Raw genomic sequence first — 19,171 nt, forward strand, 5'->3', positions numbered from 1 at the left:
TTTCTATAATTCAGGAACGCTTCTTCTAAATAAACTAAATAGCTTGACGACTCACTTGAACTCCAGCATCATGATTTTTAACGATTCGCTCTGCAATAACTCATATGGTAACGAATTACTTCCATAAAAAACAATTAGTAACATACCTACAACTTCCTCTAAAACTACTTTTTTTAGCCACGCGACGACGCAAAATTTCTCTGATCACCTTAATAGCACGTTTAGAATAATACTCAAATTCACCATTAGAGAACAGGACTTTGTGTGATTTTAAATCGATCAAACAAATATTGTTATCATTTACCAAGCATGACTGCGATATCCGCCATAGCATCGGATATGCAGTAGCAAACTGTTGTAAACTGCCATTGATCTCGTGTGTACCTGTTAATGTCTCTAGACACAATCTATGTGGTTTAGTTGTTGTTGTGATACAGACAATATTGTCAAGATTTTCAGCATACGCACATTGCCCATTTCTATAATAGAAAATAGTTTGCTTACGTTTTCCTTCCAAATCTTGTCGCTTAACTGCAGATAAAACAGCATCATTTAAGCGTTCTTGTATCTTATAAATTGGCTGCTTACTACTAATACAATCTAATAATTCAACATTATTTTCAAAAGCTAAATATACTTTTGAAATATCATCCGTTACTAGAATCAACTGCGCAGAAGCATCAATCAACTTGATTTTTTTAGCTAGTTCAAGCCCCATTTTCCCAGCAAAAATACTAGTTGTTAAAAAATATATTCCGTAGTTAACAGCTTCTTGCTCGATATGATCTAATAACTTGTTTGGATCGGTATACACTCCATCAAAAGATATTTTCTCGTGTATAATATCTTCTTGAATAGTAATTGCTAGTTTAACTAAGTGATACAAATCAAGCTTGATCTTTGGATCTTCACATACAAATACTGAGTACTTCATCAGCACATCCCCTAAACACAAACTCATCTTATCCATAATCATAAACTAATAAATGATTTTCTACTCACTTTGCATTAAATGACTATTTTTCTGCAAAAAATGTCAAAAATACCGTCAGATCAATATTTTCTGACGGCTAAATTCTTTTATTTCAAACTATCTGTGATTTTTTTTATTTTACGACCACTAACTTCTAATCCTACACTTTCATTTTCCATGTATACCAAGTGATTTTTCTTATCTAAATACGTAATATTTTGTAAATTCACTAAAACAGAACGTGAAATTCTAAAAAAATCGTCCGTATATCCTTCCATTTTTTTTAAATTCATATGCAATTCAAAAGTTACCCCCGATTTCTCATGCAATAATATATGACGATTCTTTCCTGTTAGAACTTCAGCCCACAAAACATCAACAAACTTAATTCTTCGTTTGACATTATTGTTATCATAACTGACAAAGTATCCATCTCCATACTTACCAAAATGTTTTAAATATTTTTTATAAGCTATATCTAATTCATTTTGGATATCACTATCAACAACTGGCTCTTGCCACATCGATGTTATTTCGAGCCCTGCTTGAACACATCTCTTTAGTTGGCTATCATCTTTATCTAGCACAACAAGGGTCATAAATTGAACCTGTTCTCGAGCGATCCGTGCACATTCAAACGCACCTGGTAATCGTAAATCAAGTATTACAAAGAATTCATTTAAACTGTGTTCACATAGATAATTCTCAGCTTCACGTGTATCATCCGTTATCAAAACAATTTGAGCATCATACATTGAATTTGTTTGATTGATTTCAATTCGATTTTGCAAAATCAAAGGATATGCTGACTGATCATCACCAACAAAAACTACTTTAAGCACCATATCCCCCTCCTAATGCCCATTATTTATTCGAGCTGCTGCCAAAAAGTCTCGTGATAGTACCTATGACACCAAATCGTTACCCCAAAATAACGAGCGGTATTACAGTATTTATTACCCAAGCAGGTAATATCGTAGCCAAGAAAACAGCGATCTCCATAATGATCCCTTCAACTAACAACAGTACTGCCCCTTGCAAAAATAGCACGATCTGTCCGCCACCGCGTGTGAAAAGTTGTGAGATGTCATGTCGACCCATTATAGATATCTTTTTCGCCAATCTCTAACGAAAAAATATACCCACCCCTACCACGGAAAATGAGTGATTATCCCTAAAATAACTGCTACTACAAATGATAGACTCATTTGTAGCCAACAGACGATCTTAAACTTATTCTTGAGATATCGTTTCAAACTAAGTGGGAGACTCTCAATAAAATATATATTTTCACGATCTAGTGAGATAATGATCGCTCCTAATGAAGTTGTTCCATACATTAATGGCGTTAAACATACACCCACTAGTAAAAAGCTCTCATGGTATCGCCCCGCAATATTTTGTAGAGTCAGTTTTTGTCCCCATAAGCCAGGTAACATAAACATTAGTGGGATCATCAAACTCCCCAAGATCACCTGCAACAACAAAGTGGGATCACTCAATAATCTTATATTTTAATGCTGTAAAACCTGATCCAAGTTATTAAACTCACGGTGTTTTTTGACGACTTTATTAACTTTATCCCTCATCAATTGGGCATTTAGATCTCTCAAGAAGAGCTTACTCAAGCCCCAGCCCAAGATTCCGATAACACCTAAGATCTCTAGTAAACTAAAGATCACCGCTTGCCAACTTGGCATCACGATCAATTTGTAAAATGGTAATGCTATCGCTATCACTTTGACATGTTCAGCTACTTTAAAGATATCTTTGAAAAGAACATAGCTAAATAAGATTATCACCATTGAAAATCCCAACAAGACAAAAGTAATGATCTTTTTGTGGTGCTGAAAGAATTTACTTCTAGTTAAAGAAAAAACGAGTCAATTTCCCAAAAGGCACAACAAAATAACTAATAAAAGATACGCTAAACTCGCAACCAAGACTCTTAACCAAAAGAAGCCCCGTGCTTGCCAAGCAGTCAATAACATCATGACATAAAGTGGTAAAGTTACTAGTAGTGTCGACCTAAATACCGTCAGTATTTTTGCCAAAAAAAGCTCACTCATCTTAAATGGTAACGGCAAATAAGCATTTAGATCGCGATTATCAAAAAAGATGTTGTAAATAAACATTATTTCCTGGGAAATAGTGAACACTCCAAACCACACGACCATCAGCGTAAATAGTCCCGGCGATCGTATAAAGTCACTTGCTAAAAATATCCACCCGAAAACAATAGCTAATAGGGCACCACTACCTAGATCCATCAATGAAAACTTCTTGATCAGTTGGTCCCCACTCTTGTGATTTTTTCGCTCTCTTAGCGTCAGTTCAGGTTGACGGTAGATCAGATTTATCTTGATCAAAGCCCATAACCGATGCAGATCGACCATCCTATTCACCCTCTTTCCGGCCGGCTAACCCTAGATAGATCTGTTCTAAAGATCTCCTTGGTTCTTTGGCTAACAGTTCCGCCACGGTACCATTGTAGATCAGTGAACCCTTCTTCAAGATCGCTAGTTCATCACACAATTGTTGAGCCGTATCTAAGATATGTGTTGAAAAGATCACCGTTTTCCCCTTCGCAACGTGCTTTTTCATCATCTCTTTTAAATCATAAGCTGCTTGCGGGTCTAGTCCTTATAGAGGCTCATCTAAGGCCCAGATATCTGGCTCAGACAATAAAGCTCCCACGATGATCGCTTTTTGGCGCATCCCATGCGAATAGCTCTCCATGACTTCATCTTGACGTTCTAAGATCCCAAATGAGTCAGCTAATTCTTTGATCCTATTAGTCTTTTCACTTGCTCTGATCTCATAAGCGGCCGCTAGCATGTCCCAGTATTCAGCTGCTGTTAGCTGTAAAAAGATATCGGGTGAATCGGGAACATAGCCGATCATTTTCTTGACCGAAAAGCGTTGTTCGGCCAAATCTTTTCCATCAACTATGATCTGCCCCGCATCTGGATTTAAAATCGAGACTAAACTTTTTAAGGTCGTTGATTTTCCCGCTCCATTATGGCCTAAAAAGCCAAAGATCTACCCCGCTGGGATCACCAGGTTCAAATTATTCAAAGCGATCACATTATCATATTTTTTAGTTACACCTTTGAATTCGATCATCTGTATCACCTCACTGTGAGTATAACTTATCTTTGACGCAGAAATGGTATTTATCAGATATGGTCTTTTTTATGACAAATATGCACACGCAAAAAAAGCAGCACATTGTAGTGCTACCTTATTCGCTAAGATTCTTTTATCGTATATAAATATTTTAAAAACAATTAGATGAACCACCAGCGATCGCCCCAGAGACAGCTCCCCAAGGACCACCAATAGCCCCGATCAATGCACCTCCGACAATTCCAGCACCACAATGAACATATCGATTACCACTAGCACCATATTCCCCTTTACCACCAACTACTGATGATAAGTCTTTTTCAGTCATCAATGTAAATTTTTGATTATTATCAGTCATTTTATTACTCCTTTTTTATAGACAAGAAATTGCTCCACCAACCATGCCTAGATTAGCTCCACCAATGATTCCAACGATTCCACCTGGAACTCCAGCAGCAGCTCCAGCAGCTAAACCACCTAAAAAATTGTTAACACAACTTTTTCCACCTTTTCCACCGTATACAAGAGTTAATTCTTCTTCTGTCAAAGTTACAAATTTATTTTCCATGATAACCATCCTTCATTTTTTCATTAAACCTAACAACACTATCTAGAACGTAAAACAAAGTTCCACCGCCTATCAAACAAATAACCATAACGATAATCATTTTAGGAGTCGTTAAAAACTGCCAAAAATTATCATCACGATCACCAAAAAACCAGATACCAAATGGAATTGCTAGTGACTCCAAAATTGGTAAAATGATGTACCGTTTATTACCTTTAATGCCACCTAGCAACCACCAATTCCATAACTTCATTAAATCATCTCCTATCATTGATCATCTAAAATTTGGGCAGTAAATTGTAGTACTATTTGACCAATTTAATGGTATACCCCAAAAATTCACATCCATCCCCCCATCGTGATATAATTATTTTGTACAAAAAATGCTACTGTATAGTAAAACCTTATTACATAAGTTTTTTTGCTTTTTAGGTTCTTGCTTGCCCCCACGTACATTTTGAAGTTTTTTCTCTGAGATAGTTAAGTATTGTTTTTTAGTAGTTATGGTGACCAACTCCTTTGAGGTATTTTTTATGCTTGATATGATTTTAAGTTATACTTTCATGTTTCTTCAGGGTCTGCTTGTTGCTTTATTATTTGATCAACTAAATATTATTGATCTAAGTAAAAAAAATATTTTATTTTTGAGCATACTAACATTTTTCGCCTATGGTTGGTGGGGAAATATACTATATGCTATAATTTTTAGTTTTATGATCAATTATTTTTCTAGGGGAAAAATACCTGTGTTAGTAAGTATTTTCTATACTTCATATCTACTAGTGTCAACAGCTATCATCTATCAATTACTAGATGATGTTTTACTCCTGATCTATAGCAGCTATAACAGTAACTATACGCTAATGATCATTATTGAACTTATTTTCTTACCTTGCGCCGTATTTCTACTTCAAACTGCGCTAATATACTACTTTAGAAGTTATCTGATCTACTTTGCAAATAATATTTTAGCAAAATATCGTAATCAGGCCGTTATTTTTGATATCGTTTTATTAAGTTACGTTTTTTTGAGATTTTCAGAGTTAGAGAATAAATCTCTCATTGCTAGTGTGATCCTAGGCGTCCTTGCAGCTTATATCTACTTCATTACATTATATTCACAGGGAAAAGAAATAAAACTTGCTAAAGAAGCACAATTACAAAATTTACTCGAATATACTTTACAAATAGAAAAACTATACACTGAGTTGCGTCACTTTAAACATGACTATAAAAACATTCTGATCTCACTAGAATATTGTTTGGATCATGATGATTTGGCTGGAGTTAAAGAAATATACCAAAATGCCATAGTACCTACAAAATCTGTAATTTCTCTAGAATTACAAATCATTGGTCAACTGCAAAATATTGGTGATCCTGCACTTAAGGGAATCTTATCTAACAAACTCTCTCTAGCCCTCTCAAAGAAACTTAAAGTTACCTGTGAAGTACCGGAACAAATTTTTCTTGATTCAAGAATCTCTCAATTAGACATGGTTCGAATACTTTCGTGCTTAATAGATAATGCAATTGAAGCAGCCTGTGAGTCTAGTAATAAACTTTTATCCGTTGCTTTTTTTGAACATAATAATGAACAAATTATCATTATTCGTAATAATACAAAAGAAAAAATGATACCTCTACAATCCCTTAATAAATCAGGGTTTACTACTAAAAAAACAGGTGATCACGGGCATGGATTGACTAACATTAGGTACATTCTTAATAATTATCCATTCATTACCTTAACTACCAGTTCAAACGAGTATGTCTTTCAACAAGAAATCACTATCGCAGGAGGCCAACCATGAATATCGCTATTCTTGAAGATGAATATATTCACACTTATCGCTTAACCGAAATTATCAGTACAATTCTAAAAGAATTAAATATTTCAACATACGAGCTCAAAACATTTAAAAAGTCAGATTCACTGCTAAACGATCTTTTTGTCCCTAGTAATCAAAATATTTATTTTTTAGATTTAGAACTTGAAGGAAATAAACAACAAGGTTTAGAGATAAGTAAGCTTATCAGAAATTATGACAGCTATGCGTCACTTATCTTCTTTACTTCACACTCAGAATTACTTCCTTTAACTTATAGGTATAAAGTATCTGCACTAGATTTCATCGCTAAAGATAGTCAAACTCTCCTTGATGATATCAAGGAAGATTTAAAAATAGTCTTGAACAAACGCAAAAAAATTGATTCTGACATGTTTAATTTACAGGTTGGTACTAAGTTCATCAATATTGAATTCGATAAGATATGTTTCTTTGAATCACATTACGCAAATAGCCACGCCTCACTTTTGTGGTTACTGGACAATCGTGAGCTACAAATTTCTAAAAATCTCCACGAAATAGAAAGAGAAGATCATCGACTTGTTCGCGTACATCGTAGTTTCTTGGTAAATTTAGCCAATGTCGAATTTATTGATAGAACGAAGAAACTACTACATTTTAAAAACGATCTCGTATGCCCTATATCGCGACGCAAATTAAAAAATATCCAAGAACAGTTACTTAGCATCCCAAAACAAGAGTAAGAACTACTCTTGTTTTTTAGTTATTTTGTTTGTTCAAACCCTGCATCAAATCCTTGAAAAAAATCTGCCCGATGTGTCCACAATGAAAAACTGACAATAATTCCTAACACAATGATCCCGACAAGCGCAAATTTTGCTTTCAGACCCTTTTTCTTCTTCATTGTTATTCCTCCTTAACACTTCAAATCTTAAAGTATCGGTGATTTAAATTCCACTTACTCCGCCATCCTAATTGATAGCCATAACCATTCCAAAGATTTTTTTCAATATCAAAACCACCCTTTACTTTATTCAAGAAACTTCCGTTCATTTTATCTAAATTTTGAAATTTCTCCATTATAGTCACCCCCAAAATTATCCTGGATAATTTTTAAAACCTTTATCAAAGCCACTTAAAATATCCTTACGATGCTTATAACCTGACACTCCAATTTTCCATAATGTGTTATAGTACCAAAATGGAATTCCACCACCAACGATTGAGCGTTTTGAATCTTCGTCTAACACCTTAAATTCTTCTAGCTTACGCATTTTTTTCAGTTCCTTTCTATAATCTAATCATACTATCAAAAAAATTGAAAAAATATCCCCTAACAGTAAACGGTTCTATTTTTCAGTAAGTGGTCTATTTCAAAAAAATTATTTTTTAGGGTTACATATCGGCAACTCATTTCGTTATTAGTAGTGTAAGGGCGATCGACTTACATAATAAATCTAAGGAGGAATGACCAATGACTGAAGCAATCTGGGACAAAAATGCAATTCGCGTAAAACTTGTAAAAAAGGACGGCTCGACCCGCCAACGTTCCTTTAACAATGTGGTTCAAGGGGCAACTCCCGATCAACTCCATCAATTTGGACAACTCGTCGCTACGTTGACTGGCGAACAGCTAAAAGAAGTTTATGTCATGACCACAAGCCACACTAATTAACCACGGAGGTATCGTATTATGAAAAAATTAGATCTCATCTTCTTATCCACGGCCAAGCATGCAACACACCACATGCAATTTAACTTTGTCGATACCGATCTTGACACAGAAAAGGTCAAACAAGCGATGCAACAACTCGCTGATCTGAAGTTATTTGTCGACAAGGATAAGCATCCGCTGTATGAAGTCCCCATGGGTGCGCGGTATGTCACGACCACTGATCACGTTTTATTCGATAACAAACCCGCGAAATAACCCGGGTTAAAGATCTTATGTCCCGCTGACCAAGAGACTGTGACATAAGTAAAGACATCTCCAAATTCCGAACGTTGGAATTTTGGAGATGTCTTTTTTCATCTTGAAAATACTAGTTTTTAAGACTTTGTTGTGGAAAGTAATAACGAATAATAATTTTTTAGCGGCAATTTTTTATTAATATATACAATGCGAAAAACTACTTATGTCACATCCTCTTTTTAGAAGATAATACCATATGAAGCTAAACCTCGTGCCCAATTAAGTTTTAATTGACCATAGCTTGAAATTTTTTTGTAAAAATTACTTACATCTGGGGTCAAGCCTTTATTTTCAGATATATTTTTAATAGCCAAATCTCTTAAATCATAAGATAATGCCATTAATGCTTCGCTAAAATCTACCTTCTCACCAATTTTATTTTTAAAATTTATAAAAACCTTACGCTCAGCATCAGTAATTTTTTCATCTACAATGAAGTTGTATACTTCATTCATAATTTTTTCTTCTGTTATATCTTCCTTCACTTTATATCACCCACTATTTAGGACGGTTAAAATATCCTCCACCAAGAGAACTTACCCAGCCATTAGACATAACACCCAGAGTCGCTTCCAAATTTCCCTTAGTAACAATGTGATCCCATTGACCGTTCTTGTAACGACATGAATAACTATTAGCTGCATAATAAACAGGTTTGCAATATCCCTTACCTTTTAACACATCTCATTTTTAAGGATCAAAAAACAATTATCCTTTTATGAAGATATTCTACCATGGTTTCGATCTAATCAAAATACAATTTTTTATTTAGTTTTATATCAGTATTTGTAGAATGTTCCTTTTTAGTTTCAACGTTTATCTTCTTTCAACTTTTTCTGTTACGACCTTCTTAGTATTCGTCTTTTTAAGCTAGTGACGATGAATACCATATCCACCTAATATTAGAGCTATAATGACGTATTATCGTTCAGTGTTCGTTTTCTTCTAGCCAATATTCCCCGTTCTTTTCTCAGGACTTGCTCGATCTTAGTTTTAATTCTATAACTAACTTGTTGCGCAGTAATAGTGTCTAGATCTCGTTTTTTAGCTCTTGTTTCTCTATAAAAGTCTCTGTATGGATATCAGGTGGTTTCTGATACTTTTTTATAGTATACAAAAACAGCCGTAAATGAACAATTTTTAAAGTCCATTTACGACCGTTTTTTAGAGACTTATGTCACAGCCTCTAATTTAATCGTTGACCACATGCTCGCAGTTCTTATCTTTATGAACAAGACATTTTGGCTTGATCCCATTGTCTTTGATCACCTGTTGATACCAAGCAAAGGAATCCTTCTTATAACGTTTCATCGTCCCCTTGCCTTCATTATCACGATCAACATAGATCATCCCATAGCGTTTCTTCATCTCACCAGTCGTAAATGAGACTAGATCGATAATGCCCCATGGAGTATATCCCATGAGTTCAACTCCATCATAGTCGACCGCTTTTTGCATCTCTTTGATATGTGCAGTCAAGTAATCGATCCGTGCTTGATCATGGATCGTACCATCGGCTTCAAGTTGATCGACCGCACCAAAGCCATTTTCTACGATGAATAATGGTTTTTGATAACGTTCATAGAGATTATTCAGTGTGTAACGCAATCCAACTGGATCGATCGCCCAACCCCAATCTGAAGATTTGATATATGGATTTTCAACTGCATTTTCCATCCCACCGTTAGTCGTTGTTTCTAAATTATCATTTTTAGCACCAGCTTTAACAGTTGTGGACATATAGTAGCTAAACCCGATATAATCGACCGTTCCTTGCTTTAAAAGCGCCAATTCTTCTGGCGTGATGTCTAAATTATAGCCTTGGCGTTCCCACTCTTTTTTAGCGTAATTTGGATAGTGACCACGCACCTGAACATCAGGGAAGAAGTAGCGTTCATGCATCGCTTCTTGAGCGACCTGCATATCCATTGGATCACATGAGTAAGGGTAGATCGGAACGTGTGAGACCATACAACCGATCTTAAATTCAGGGTCGATCTGCTTGCCAACGATCACAGCCTTAGCACTTGCGACTAGCTCATTATGTGCAGTTTGGAACAACACTTCACGCGCCGATTCATCAGGGGCTAAAGTCACGCCTGAGTTAGTCCACAAAAAGAGTGGGTTGTTGGTATCCATTTGATTGTTGATCTCGTTAAAAGTCATCCAGTATTTGACCTTGCCTTTATAGCGTTTAAAAACAGTTTCAGCGAATTTGACGAAATACTCGATCACCTTTTTATTGCGAAAACCACCGTATTCTTTTGCTAGATAAAGTGGCATTTCAAAGTGTGATAAAGTGATCACTGGTTCAATGCCATATTTTAACAATTCATCAAACATATCATCGTAAAATTTGAGACCTGCTTCATTTGGCTCTTCTTCGATCCCTTTTGGATAGATCCTTGTCCAAGCGATCGAGGTCCTAAAACACTTTAAGCCCATTTGTGCAAAAAGTGCGATATCTTCTTTGTAGTGATGATAAAAATCGATCGCTTCGTGGTTAGGATAAAATTCATTTGGCTCGATCTTATCGGTCAATCTACGTGGCACACCATTAGCTCCAGCTGTCAAAACATCGATCACGCTTGGGCCCTTGCCATCTTCATTCCAGCCACCTTCAAATTGATGAGCAGCTACTGCGCCACCCCATAAGAAATCTTTTTGCATATTTTTCCTCCATTAGTTGATCTGTAAGATCGGTTCATCAGTATTGATATTTTTTAGTTCATTTTCTGGTGTTATCATTGCATATGCTGCACTATTTGTCACAATGATCGGGGTGATCGGTGATAGCCCTGCACGTTTGATCGCAGCTAGATCAAATTCCAATAAGACATCGCCTGCCTTAAATCTATCACCTTCAGCCACTTTATAGTTGAAAGGTACGCCGTTTAATTGAACGGTGTCTAGACCGACATGGATCAACAACTCGATCCCATTATCTGCGGTAAGCCCGATCGCATGTTTGGAGCCAGTCACCATAGCAACTTTACCGTCAAACGGAGCATAGACCTTATTATCAGTTGGCATGATCGCCACCCCTTGGCCCATCATACCACTTGAAAAGACTTCATCAGGTACTTGGCTCAAAGGCATCACTTCACCTTGTAATGGAGAAGAGATCGCAACATTTTTGAGCACTTCAACTGGGGTTCCGGGTGCATCTTCAACTTGAGCTTTTATTTTTTCATCTTTAGCTGGGGTTTCACCAAAACCAAAGATCAAGTTCAATGCGATCGCGGTTACGATCGCTACCCCTAAGCCGATCACAAGCCCGATAAATGACATTGGCATCTTAGGATCGATCGCATTCACACTCGTCAAAATACTTGGTAAGCCGGCATAAGCGAAATAATATGGTTCAAAGAAACTTGCCACGACAGCACCGATCCCACCAGCTACACAGCCATAGATGAAAGGTCGTTTAAAACGTAGCGTAACACCGTAGATCGCTGGTTCTGTGATCCCAAAAAGGCCAGTGATCACAGCTGAAAGTGAAACATTTTTGAGTTCTTTACTGTTAGCTTTCAAAAAGACGCCTAATGTAGCAGCTACTTGCGCTGTCACAGCGATCGTTTGGAAAGCTTGGAAGCTATCACGACCATACATGTCAAAGTTAGCCATAATAACTGGCGTGATCCCCCAGTGGACCCCAAAGATAACAAAGACTTGCCAAAAGCCACCGATGATCAAAGCAGCTAACGGTGGTGCAACTTGGACCAGCCAGTTGTAACCATTAGCGATCCCAGCTGCCACAACAGATGAAGCTGTGCCTAAAACTAATAAGGTCAAAGGTACCATCAAAACTAAACAGATCAACGGCGTAAAGAGTTGCTTGACCACACCTGGCAAACGTTTTTCTACAAAACGCTCAACGTATGATAAGATCCAAACCAAGATAAGTGGCGGTAAGACTGATGATGTATACGTCGTTTGGGACAATGGTAAGCCAAACAGCTCGATCGCTTTACCGCTAGCTACTTGTTGTGTCAACTCAGCTAAGGTCGGTGAGACCAACGCTGCACAACATGCAATTGCAATATAGGTGTTGGTCTTAAAATGTTTCGATGCTGTGATCGCTATCAAGATCGGCAAAAACGTAAATGGTGCCCATGAGATCATATCAAAGATCTTATACGTGCCCGTTGCTTCAAAAGTTGGGAAAGCTAATTTGCCTAAGATCAAGAGCCCTTGTAATAAACCAGCCGCTGCTAAAATATAGATAAAAGGAGCAAAGACGGCTGACATCGTTGCGATCACACGACTCATGATGCTCTTTTTTTCAGCTTCTAAATCATTGCTCTCACTAAGATCAACTAAATTCTTAAATTCATTGTAAACATCAACAACGTGCGGACCGATCACGATCTGAAATTGTCCGCCATTTTCAACGACCGTAATGACGCCTGGTAAAGCGCTGATCTTTTCTTTAGCATCAGCTGGTGTTTCTTTTAACACCAAACGTAAGCGCGTTGCACAGTGTCCTGCACTTACGATATTGTCGGCGCCAATGATATCAACGATCGTTTGCGCTAATTTTTTGTAATCTCTAACTTTTTCAGCCATCTTGCCACTCCCTTTGTAAACGTTTTAATTTATTGTATATTTATATAATAATTGTGCATTCACAATTTGTCAAGAAAAGGTTTTCAATTTTGTGATATAATTTTTTATAGTGAGGTGAAGGAATTGCTTAAATATCTTGAAATTGCTGATAAAATGGAAGCTTGGATCATTGAAAAAGATCTCTCTCAAGGCGAAAAACTCCCCAAATTAGCTGAACTAATGGAACTTTATGGTGTCAGCAAAAGTACGATCGTTAAAGCTTTAGAACGGCTAGAAAATCGTGGACTGATCTATCAAGTGCAAGGTAGTGGCGTCTTTGTCCGCCGACCAAAACGGGCTGATTACGTCAATTTGATCGATAATAACGGCTTTACTGCTGATCTGCCCACGCATAAAATGGCTTCAAAAGTCTTAACGTTACGTAAGATCAAACCACCCAAAAAAGTTCAAGCTGTCTTTGGCTCTGAGCAGACCGAGGTCTATGAAATACGGCGTCTACGCTATATCGATGCTGATGTTTTGTGTCTAGAAGAATCTTATTTTAGAACAGATATCATCATGTATCTCAATGAACAGATCGCGCAAGGTTCGATCTTCAATTATGTACGTGAATTAGGTATCGCGATCGGTTTTTCAGACAAGTACCTAACTGTAAAAAAACTCGATCAAAAAACGGCTGACCTCCTAGGTGTCAAAACAGGTGATCCTGCACTTACCATCAACGAGATCTATTATCTGACTTCAGGTGAGCCGTTCGATTATTCAACAACGACCTACCATTATGAAAATTCCAAGTTTTTTATCCAAAGTAACGCGTAAAAGCTGGCTAAGGGCTAGCTTTTTTATTTTGGCTAGCTCTTGCCCACACTAATAGCCACTAGTAGCTCAAGTTGGATCTACCAGTGGCTATTACTATGTGATAAAGATCTGCTAATTTACGCAAAGCGTTCGGCTAGAGTCTTGAATTTTTGACGTGAGATCGGACATTTCAGACCATTAACAAAAGTCGCAGTAGCGTTCAACTTATCTAACATATAGACATTTCCCGGGTTAAGGAGATAACTCTGATGACTGCGCCAGAGACGAGGATTTTCTTTTTCTAAAATACGCAAATTCTTAGGAACTTGGAGCGGTCGTTTATCCATGAGCCACAAAACAGCAGCATGTGTATTAGAGCAATGTGACTCCACATAACAGATCTGTTCAAGCTCGACTTTGATGACTTTTCCCCTGCTTTTAAAGCAAAGTTCCGTAGCTTTCTCAAGCTCTTGCAATGCAGCCATCAATTCTTGATACCATGTTTTAGCATAACAAAAAATAACTGCAGTTACCTGTAATTGATAGCGATACATCCAAAAGCAAAGCTCTTTTTGATCAACTAAGAAAATAAATTTTTGACTTGGATCCAACTGCTGACGTAACTTACAGGTTGCCAAAGTCTGTTGGCACAACTTCTGGGTCAAAACTACGATCCAGACTTGTGCTGACGTCTTCTCTAAAGTCTGAAGTTCATCACAACAAGGTCCTTTCGCCAGGTAATCTTTTAACTTGGCATTTGAATCTAACGATGCTGTCGGTACAAAATACATAACCTGCATTTTTCATTCCCCCTTTAGCGTAATTTTAACGCAAAACTATCCCCGTGGGTAAAATATTTTGAATGAATTTTTCTTTATTGCTCTCCATAATAATTACAAGGCAATAACACTGAACCTTCTAAAATTAAGTTAAACAACTCCGTTCCCGGAACTATTACTTGAACAACATATACTCCATTTCCTTCATAAATATTCCTCACGTAAGTCCTTCTTTTACATCTTTCCAGTTTACTAACTTCTTCCGCTATCAATCCATCAACATTTTTGTGAAATTTCTTACCTTTCCTATAATTCCAATTTCTTATTGGTCTATTACTTAAAAATTCAAACCTTAGCATTCTTTTAGTTAAGTTATATTCTTTCCATTGTTTATCTAATCTCTCAAATAATAATTGGTCTTCTTTACCAAATAATAATATTAGTTGCAGTAATTCTGTTACTGCTCTGATTGTTGCATACTCTAAATCTAAAGATGTTCCTGCTCCATATAATGGATATTTCCATTTTTTACCTTTAGATACACATAGTATCGTAGGTATAGAATAAACATTGTGTATTCTAATTAATCTAACTTCTGTACCAGATGTTGTCTCAATTGACTCTATTAATACTCTAATATCATATGGTAATGTTTTCTTATCAACCTCCCAACAATCACAATCATCATAAATTCCCAAACCATATCTTATTAATACTTTTGAAATAGAATCACGTTCTATAACTTCATTTAATGCATGTAGTACCGCCTCTTTTTTTGTTGCCCCAATAGCATAACCATTGTCTGATCTATAGCCAGATATATCATTATCGTCATGATTATCTTTAAAATTTACATCATTCAATACACATGGATAATAAAAGCTTTCATTGTTATTTATCCCTAAAAATTTATCAACTTGCACGTAAGCTGACCGGCTATGTAACAGATTTATAGGATAGCTATTGACTCCTAAAGATTTCAATTGTCTTTTTAAGTTCTGCGTTGAAAAAATTATATGTTCTCTATGCCTTTGCGAATTATAGTAAAAGTGTTCAATCGTTTCAAATATTGCACCCACTAATGGTTCGTCACCTAATCCTTTTCCATTACCAACCGCAATTACTTCCTTCCCTTTTTTTAAAATTCCACGATAAATTTTAAACTTATGATCATTTGTGCTAAATTCTTGTTCCTCGTATGTATAACCTTGTTCTTTTACCCAATTCAGGGCAAATTTCTTAGCTTCTTCCGTCGAAAATTCCCTCTCAATATTAAGCATCTTTATTCCCCCTAATTTATAAAAGCTCGTAACAAAACTTGTTACGAGCTTTAAAACACTAATACTTAACAACTTTTGCACCGCTTACCATCAGATCATTTAGACTTACACCTTTTTTATTCTCTAGCATTTCAAAAAATTGCTTTTGCTTGTCTGACAAAGATGCAAAGCCACGTCCGATGCGTTTACCATTGATTTCTGTCCTTGCTGAGCCCATATTTATCACCTCCTTTAATTTGCAGAATAGTAATTCTTCATCCCTTGGTTCCACTCATAACGCGATAAGTAATATAGCGCTACACAGGCGAGCGAGAAATACACAAGTTCTTTAACACTACCATCCCCTTTTATAATTTCGACCGGCATATTAGTGACTGTTAATATAGGAACTACAAATGTAAAAACTAACTGAATAATAGTCGGAAAAAACACTTTTGGTCTACTGAGCATACTCGTTAAGTCTTCTATCACACCACCTAATGAACTTACTTTAGCCAGCCAAAAATTAAAACATATGCATATCCTATTCAATAAAAAAATCATCATTACACCCATGATCAGAGCCCATATGATCATAAAAACTTTTATGATCCCTAAAGTATAGTTCTGGAGCAAATAAATAAATACCGCTATTGTAACAACTAACTCTACCAAGCTAGGCATATCAAAACCAACTAACATCACCGACCAGTACGGATCTAATGGCTTGAGCAATAAACTATCCAAGCCCCCATCAACAATTAGCTCGCTTAGTTCTTCATGACCCAAAATAAATATAAAGTTGTAGGCCGACACCATAACTGATACACCCGTCACTAATACTAAATAATCAGTACGATCCCAACCATTTACCGACGTATTGCTCGAAAAATATACATATCCTGTTACATACTCTATTGCATAGAAAATAATTGCTAACAAAAAAGTTAACCAGCCTGTTGCTCGATAGATCATAAACTGTTTAAGACTTTTATCCCAAGCACAGCTTAACACACGCATCATATACTCTCGACTCCTTCATATAGACGTAATCCATGCTTTAAAATAAGCCTATATATCACTAAAAATATAAATGTCCATCCAAGCGTAACAATTAAGTATTGCATCAATTCATATCCAGACAGACCAACAGTTAAAAAGCGCGCTGGTATGTCAGTAACTAGAGAAAAAGGATTATATTGAATTACTATAAAAACCTTGTTAGGTAAATGTGACAACGGAAAGTAACGTCCCCCAAATAATAAGTAGCACGCTGTCACAAATGAACGCAGTGGCCATAATTCGATCAACCAAAACGCCAGCATTCCTAAGATCATCATCAAAGAAAAAAACATTACGCCTGCAAAAGCCAGATATATTACTAAGAGAAGTAACATTAATACTGAAATTCCCGATAAAGACCCAAAATATACTACTAAGCATAAATTTATCACTATCCCTAGAAACTGATCGCCTATAAAATATGCCAGATGCTCACCGTATAAAGAAATAGGCCGTTCAAGAAGCGTTGAGAGACGCCCCGATTTTATTTGCGTCGCTAATCTAAAGGCTGGAGCAACACTGAAGCTCAGCGCTAAAAAATTGGCTAGAAAAAGGTAGGCATTTAATTTTTCCAGACTATAGTTTGGAACTACCAAAGCTTTCTGGCTATATAGCGCCTCCCAAACAAAAATACTAACTCCTACCTGCAAAATAGTCAGCCCATACTCTAGTACGATATTAGTCCGATAGATCAATTTTGCTTTTAAACTAGCTAAAAAAACATACAAGTATTTCATATACTATCCCCTTTAATAAATTGCAGGATCAATTCTTCTAATTCCATACCTCTTTGACTGACACGTAAAATTCTTTCTGCGGGTATTTTAGCCAGAATTTCATTTAGTTTATCTGGGGCACACGTTAGATTTTTCTCCACTGATTTTGAATTTAAGAAATCAATATCAAATAAAATTTCGGTGGTTAGTTCTTTTGGTAACTGCTCTAACTTGTCATTAAAAATGATTTTTCCCTTGTTTAAGATAATTACTTTATCTGCTAATTGCTCAATATCTTTGATGTAATGCGACGTGGTTATGATCGTTGTCTTATGATATTGATTTTCAAGGCGCAAGATCTTATAAATAGTCTTTTGTGTTACAAAATCTAGTCCTAAGGTGGGCTCATCTAAAAACAAATACTTCGGTCGATGTAGCAAAGCCGCGATCAACTCACACTTCACTCGTTGACCCAGTGATAATTTACGTACTGGAATGTATAACAGTTCAGTTACTTCCAATTGTTCGCTCAACCAAGTCAAACGAGCATTATACATTTGCTTTGGTAGTTCGTAAATGGCAGCCAACATATCATAGGTATCGATCGCTGGTAGATCCCAAATCAATTGCGATCTTTGTCCCAATAAAACACCAATATTTTTTAGGAACACTTTTTCCCTTTGATAGGGCAACATTTGATCGATCTTTATTTCTCCCTGCCTTAAAGGCAATATTCCGGTCAATAATTTGATCAATGTTGTTTTTCCAGCTCCATTTCTGCCGATCAAACCTATCATTTCCCCTTCATTGATCGTTAATGAAATGTCAGATAGTGCCTCGACCTGAATGACCGAGCGCTTGAAAAAATCATGCATGACGCCTTTTAAGCCCTGTGATCGCTTAAAAGTTGTATACTGTAGTGTCGCGTTTTTGACCTCGATCATTTTTTCATCCCCTTTTTGCCCTAAGCTTAAGGCAACAAAAAAAGCTCTGCAAGTGCCATACAGGATTTAGCACTTACAGAGCAGGATTTAATTAATCAGCATTTCCAAATAAGGCGGCGAGTTTGGCTGCCATTTCTGGATCGAGTTGGTCAGCTAATGAAGCTTTCTCACTATTATTTTGTTTAGCAACATCAGCATTTAGCGTGGAGCGTTGACGCATCGACTCGATCACTGCTTGTTCAGCAACTTTAAGTGGTTCAACTTCTAATTTTCCACCAGCGGAATCAGCATGGCCCCCGCCACCAAAATATTCAGCAGCAAATTTAGCCACATCTAGCCGTCCATTAGAGCGTAAAGAAACGCTGTGCCCATCGATCACTAAGGCAGCATCGACATCGTAACGTTTCAACAATGCATGTGCGATCTCAGACTTATAATCACTAGCATAGACAACACCAAAGCTATGCCCATCCAATTTTATTTTCGGGTATTCTTCTTTTGTTTCCATTATTAATGCCATTAATGTTATTTCCATTAGCAATTTACCTTTTCTTGTTCCATATTGTCAGCCAAGCTACCTTAATTAACAAT

At 36.6% G+C, this 19,171-nt stretch carries 27 protein-coding genes and 2 pseudogenes; 5 read left to right on the forward strand and 24 right to left on the reverse strand.

What is annotated here, in order from left to right:
* Positions 1 to 115 precede the first annotated feature (115 nt).
* From CPS94_RS08585 to CPS94_RS08630, 10 genes and pseudogenes are all read right to left on the reverse strand, one after another.
* Positions 116 to 934 carry a LytTR family transcriptional regulator DNA-binding domain-containing protein gene (locus tag CPS94_RS08585; RefSeq protein WP_162626425.1) on the reverse strand — a complete coding sequence of 273 codons (819 nt, stop codon included), beginning with the start codon at positions 932 to 934 and terminating at the stop codon, positions 116 to 118.
* A gap of 146 nt (positions 935 to 1,080) precedes the next feature.
* Positions 1,081 to 1,815, reverse strand: coding sequence for a LytTR family DNA-binding domain-containing protein (locus tag CPS94_RS08590; RefSeq protein WP_162626426.1), 735 nt, complete (start codon positions 1,813 to 1,815; stop codon positions 1,081 to 1,083).
* Positions 1,816 to 1,894: 79 nt separating this feature from the next.
* Positions 1,895 to 2,074, reverse strand: coding sequence for a hypothetical protein (locus CPS94_RS08595; protein ID WP_162626427.1), 180 nt, complete (start codon positions 2,072 to 2,074; stop codon positions 1,895 to 1,897).
* Positions 2,075 to 2,121: 47 nt separating this feature from the next.
* Entirely contained in the window at positions 2,122 to 2,430 is a 309-nt protein-coding gene (locus tag CPS94_RS08600; RefSeq protein WP_112193753.1) for a hypothetical protein, read from the reverse strand.
* A gap of 57 nt (positions 2,431 to 2,487) precedes the next feature.
* On the reverse strand, positions 2,488 to 2,778 hold the full coding sequence (locus CPS94_RS08605; RefSeq protein ID WP_112193755.1) for a hypothetical protein: 291 nt from the start codon (positions 2,776 to 2,778) through the stop codon (positions 2,488 to 2,490).
* Between the two features lie 78 nt (positions 2,779 to 2,856).
* Complete coding sequence (locus CPS94_RS08610) at positions 2,857 to 3,369, reverse strand: hypothetical protein (RefSeq protein WP_112193757.1); 513 nt, start codon at positions 3,367 to 3,369, stop codon at positions 2,857 to 2,859.
* A gap of 1 nt (position 3,370) precedes the next feature.
* Positions 3,371 to 4,099 (reverse strand): annotated as a pseudogene (locus tag CPS94_RS08615) (ABC transporter ATP-binding protein).
* A gap of 154 nt (positions 4,100 to 4,253) precedes the next feature.
* The gene (locus tag CPS94_RS08620) at positions 4,254 to 4,460 is read right to left on the reverse strand and encodes a Blp family class II bacteriocin (RefSeq protein WP_112193759.1); all 207 of its coding nucleotides are present in this window, start codon (positions 4,458 to 4,460) and stop codon (positions 4,254 to 4,256) included.
* A 15-nt stretch (positions 4,461 to 4,475) separates the two neighbouring features.
* Complete coding sequence (locus CPS94_RS08625) at positions 4,476 to 4,670, reverse strand: Blp family class II bacteriocin (RefSeq protein WP_112193762.1); 195 nt, start codon at positions 4,668 to 4,670, stop codon at positions 4,476 to 4,478.
* A complete protein-coding gene (locus CPS94_RS08630; protein ID WP_238145343.1) occupies positions 4,660 to 4,923 on the reverse strand; it encodes a DUF5976 family putative bacteriocin in 264 nt (87 codons plus the stop codon). Before CPS94_RS08630 ends, CPS94_RS08625 begins: the two co-directional genes overlap by 11 nt.
* Positions 4,924 to 5,203: 280 nt before the next feature.
* Here CPS94_RS08630 and CPS94_RS08635 point away from each other — a divergent pair, with 280 nt between their 5' ends.
* Complete coding sequence (locus CPS94_RS08635; protein WP_162626428.1) at positions 5,204 to 6,484, forward strand: sensor histidine kinase; 1,281 nt, start codon at positions 5,204 to 5,206, stop codon at positions 6,482 to 6,484.
* Positions 6,481 to 7,224 carry a response regulator transcription factor gene (locus tag CPS94_RS08640; protein WP_112193768.1) on the forward strand — a complete coding sequence of 248 codons (744 nt, stop codon included), beginning with the start codon at positions 6,481 to 6,483 and terminating at the stop codon, positions 7,222 to 7,224. The genes CPS94_RS08635 and CPS94_RS08640 overlap by 4 nt, the downstream gene beginning before the upstream one ends.
* A 20-nt stretch (positions 7,225 to 7,244) precedes the next feature.
* Here CPS94_RS08640 and CPS94_RS11360 read toward each other — a convergent pair whose 3' ends face one another.
* The 3 genes from CPS94_RS11360 to CPS94_RS11365 are packed head-to-tail and all read right to left on the reverse strand — an operon-like array spanning position 7,245 to position 7,755.
* Positions 7,245 to 7,385, reverse strand: a complete 141-nt coding sequence (locus CPS94_RS11360; RefSeq protein ID WP_162626429.1) for a hypothetical protein — start codon at positions 7,383 to 7,385, stop codon at positions 7,245 to 7,247.
* 20 nt (positions 7,386 to 7,405) lie between these two features.
* The gene (locus tag CPS94_RS08645; RefSeq protein ID WP_112193770.1) at positions 7,406 to 7,561 is read right to left on the reverse strand and encodes a plantaricin NC8 alpha peptide precursor; all 156 of its coding nucleotides are present in this window, start codon (positions 7,559 to 7,561) and stop codon (positions 7,406 to 7,408) included.
* Positions 7,562 to 7,578: 17 nt separating this feature from the next.
* Positions 7,579 to 7,755, reverse strand: coding sequence for a hypothetical protein (locus CPS94_RS11365; protein ID WP_162626430.1), 177 nt, complete (start codon positions 7,753 to 7,755; stop codon positions 7,579 to 7,581).
* A gap of 200 nt (positions 7,756 to 7,955) precedes the next feature.
* Here CPS94_RS11365 and CPS94_RS08650 point away from each other — a divergent pair, with 200 nt between their 5' ends.
* Positions 7,956 to 8,156 (forward strand): DUF1659 domain-containing protein, encoded by a 201-nt coding sequence (locus tag CPS94_RS08650; protein ID WP_089135225.1) that lies wholly within the window; start codon positions 7,956 to 7,958, stop codon positions 8,154 to 8,156.
* A gap of 18 nt (positions 8,157 to 8,174) precedes the next feature.
* Positions 8,175 to 8,411 (forward strand): DUF2922 domain-containing protein, encoded by a 237-nt coding sequence (locus CPS94_RS08655; protein WP_056959174.1) that lies wholly within the window; start codon positions 8,175 to 8,177, stop codon positions 8,409 to 8,411.
* 221 nt (positions 8,412 to 8,632) lie between these two features.
* On the opposite strand, the gene CPS94_RS08660 is transcribed toward CPS94_RS08655, so the two are convergent.
* From CPS94_RS08660 to CPS94_RS08675, 4 genes are all read right to left on the reverse strand, one after another.
* A complete protein-coding gene (locus CPS94_RS08660; protein ID WP_083659256.1) occupies positions 8,633 to 8,938 on the reverse strand; it encodes a bacteriocin immunity protein in 306 nt (101 codons plus the stop codon).
* 13 nt (positions 8,939 to 8,951) lie between these two features.
* Entirely contained in the window at positions 8,952 to 9,134 is a 183-nt protein-coding gene (locus CPS94_RS11815; protein WP_112193772.1) for a garvicin Q family class II bacteriocin, read from the reverse strand.
* A 510-nt stretch (positions 9,135 to 9,644) separates the two neighbouring features.
* Positions 9,645 to 11,123: a 6-phospho-beta-glucosidase gene (locus tag CPS94_RS08670; protein WP_112193774.1), complete on the reverse strand. Its 1,479-nt coding sequence runs from the start codon at positions 11,121 to 11,123 to the stop codon at positions 9,645 to 9,647.
* A gap of 12 nt (positions 11,124 to 11,135) precedes the next feature.
* Positions 11,136 to 13,022: a beta-glucoside-specific PTS transporter subunit IIABC gene (locus CPS94_RS08675; RefSeq protein ID WP_112286467.1), complete on the reverse strand. Its 1,887-nt coding sequence runs from the start codon at positions 13,020 to 13,022 to the stop codon at positions 11,136 to 11,138.
* Positions 13,023 to 13,145: 123 nt separating this feature from the next.
* Here CPS94_RS08675 and CPS94_RS08680 point away from each other — a divergent pair, with 123 nt between their 5' ends.
* Complete coding sequence (locus tag CPS94_RS08680; RefSeq protein WP_112193778.1) at positions 13,146 to 13,841, forward strand: GntR family transcriptional regulator; 696 nt, start codon at positions 13,146 to 13,148, stop codon at positions 13,839 to 13,841.
* 116 nt (positions 13,842 to 13,957) lie between these two features.
* Here CPS94_RS08680 and CPS94_RS08685 read toward each other — a convergent pair whose 3' ends face one another.
* The 7 genes and pseudogenes from CPS94_RS08685 to CPS94_RS08710 form a co-directional block, all read right to left on the reverse strand.
* Positions 13,958 to 14,620, reverse strand: a complete 663-nt coding sequence (locus CPS94_RS08685) for a LytTR family DNA-binding domain-containing protein (protein WP_112193780.1) — start codon at positions 14,618 to 14,620, stop codon at positions 13,958 to 13,960.
* Between the two features lie 74 nt (positions 14,621 to 14,694).
* Complete coding sequence (locus CPS94_RS08690; RefSeq protein WP_112286468.1) at positions 14,695 to 15,879, reverse strand: YcaO-like family protein; 1,185 nt, start codon at positions 15,877 to 15,879, stop codon at positions 14,695 to 14,697.
* A gap of 58 nt (positions 15,880 to 15,937) precedes the next feature.
* Positions 15,938 to 16,096, reverse strand: a complete 159-nt coding sequence (locus CPS94_RS11370; protein WP_162626431.1) for a hypothetical protein — start codon at positions 16,094 to 16,096, stop codon at positions 15,938 to 15,940.
* 14 nt (positions 16,097 to 16,110) lie between these two features.
* On the reverse strand, positions 16,111 to 16,881 hold the full coding sequence (locus CPS94_RS08695; protein WP_112193786.1) for an ABC transporter permease: 771 nt from the start codon (positions 16,879 to 16,881) through the stop codon (positions 16,111 to 16,113).
* Positions 16,878 to 17,657, reverse strand: coding sequence for an ABC transporter permease (locus CPS94_RS08700; RefSeq protein WP_076150147.1), 780 nt, complete (start codon positions 17,655 to 17,657; stop codon positions 16,878 to 16,880). Before CPS94_RS08700 ends, CPS94_RS08695 begins: the two co-directional genes overlap by 4 nt.
* Complete coding sequence (locus CPS94_RS08705) at positions 17,654 to 18,580, reverse strand: ABC transporter ATP-binding protein (RefSeq protein WP_112193788.1); 927 nt, start codon at positions 18,578 to 18,580, stop codon at positions 17,654 to 17,656. Before CPS94_RS08705 ends, CPS94_RS08700 begins: the two co-directional genes overlap by 4 nt.
* A gap of 91 nt (positions 18,581 to 18,671) precedes the next feature.
* Positions 18,672 to 19,058, reverse strand: a pseudogene (locus CPS94_RS08710) (DHHA1 domain-containing protein); the annotation flags it as partial.
* Positions 19,059 to 19,171: the final 113 nt, after the last annotated feature.

The sequence above is a fragment of the Ligilactobacillus murinus genome, from assembly GCF_003288115.1.
GTDB lineage: Bacteria > Bacillota > Bacilli > Lactobacillales > Lactobacillaceae > Ligilactobacillus > Ligilactobacillus murinus.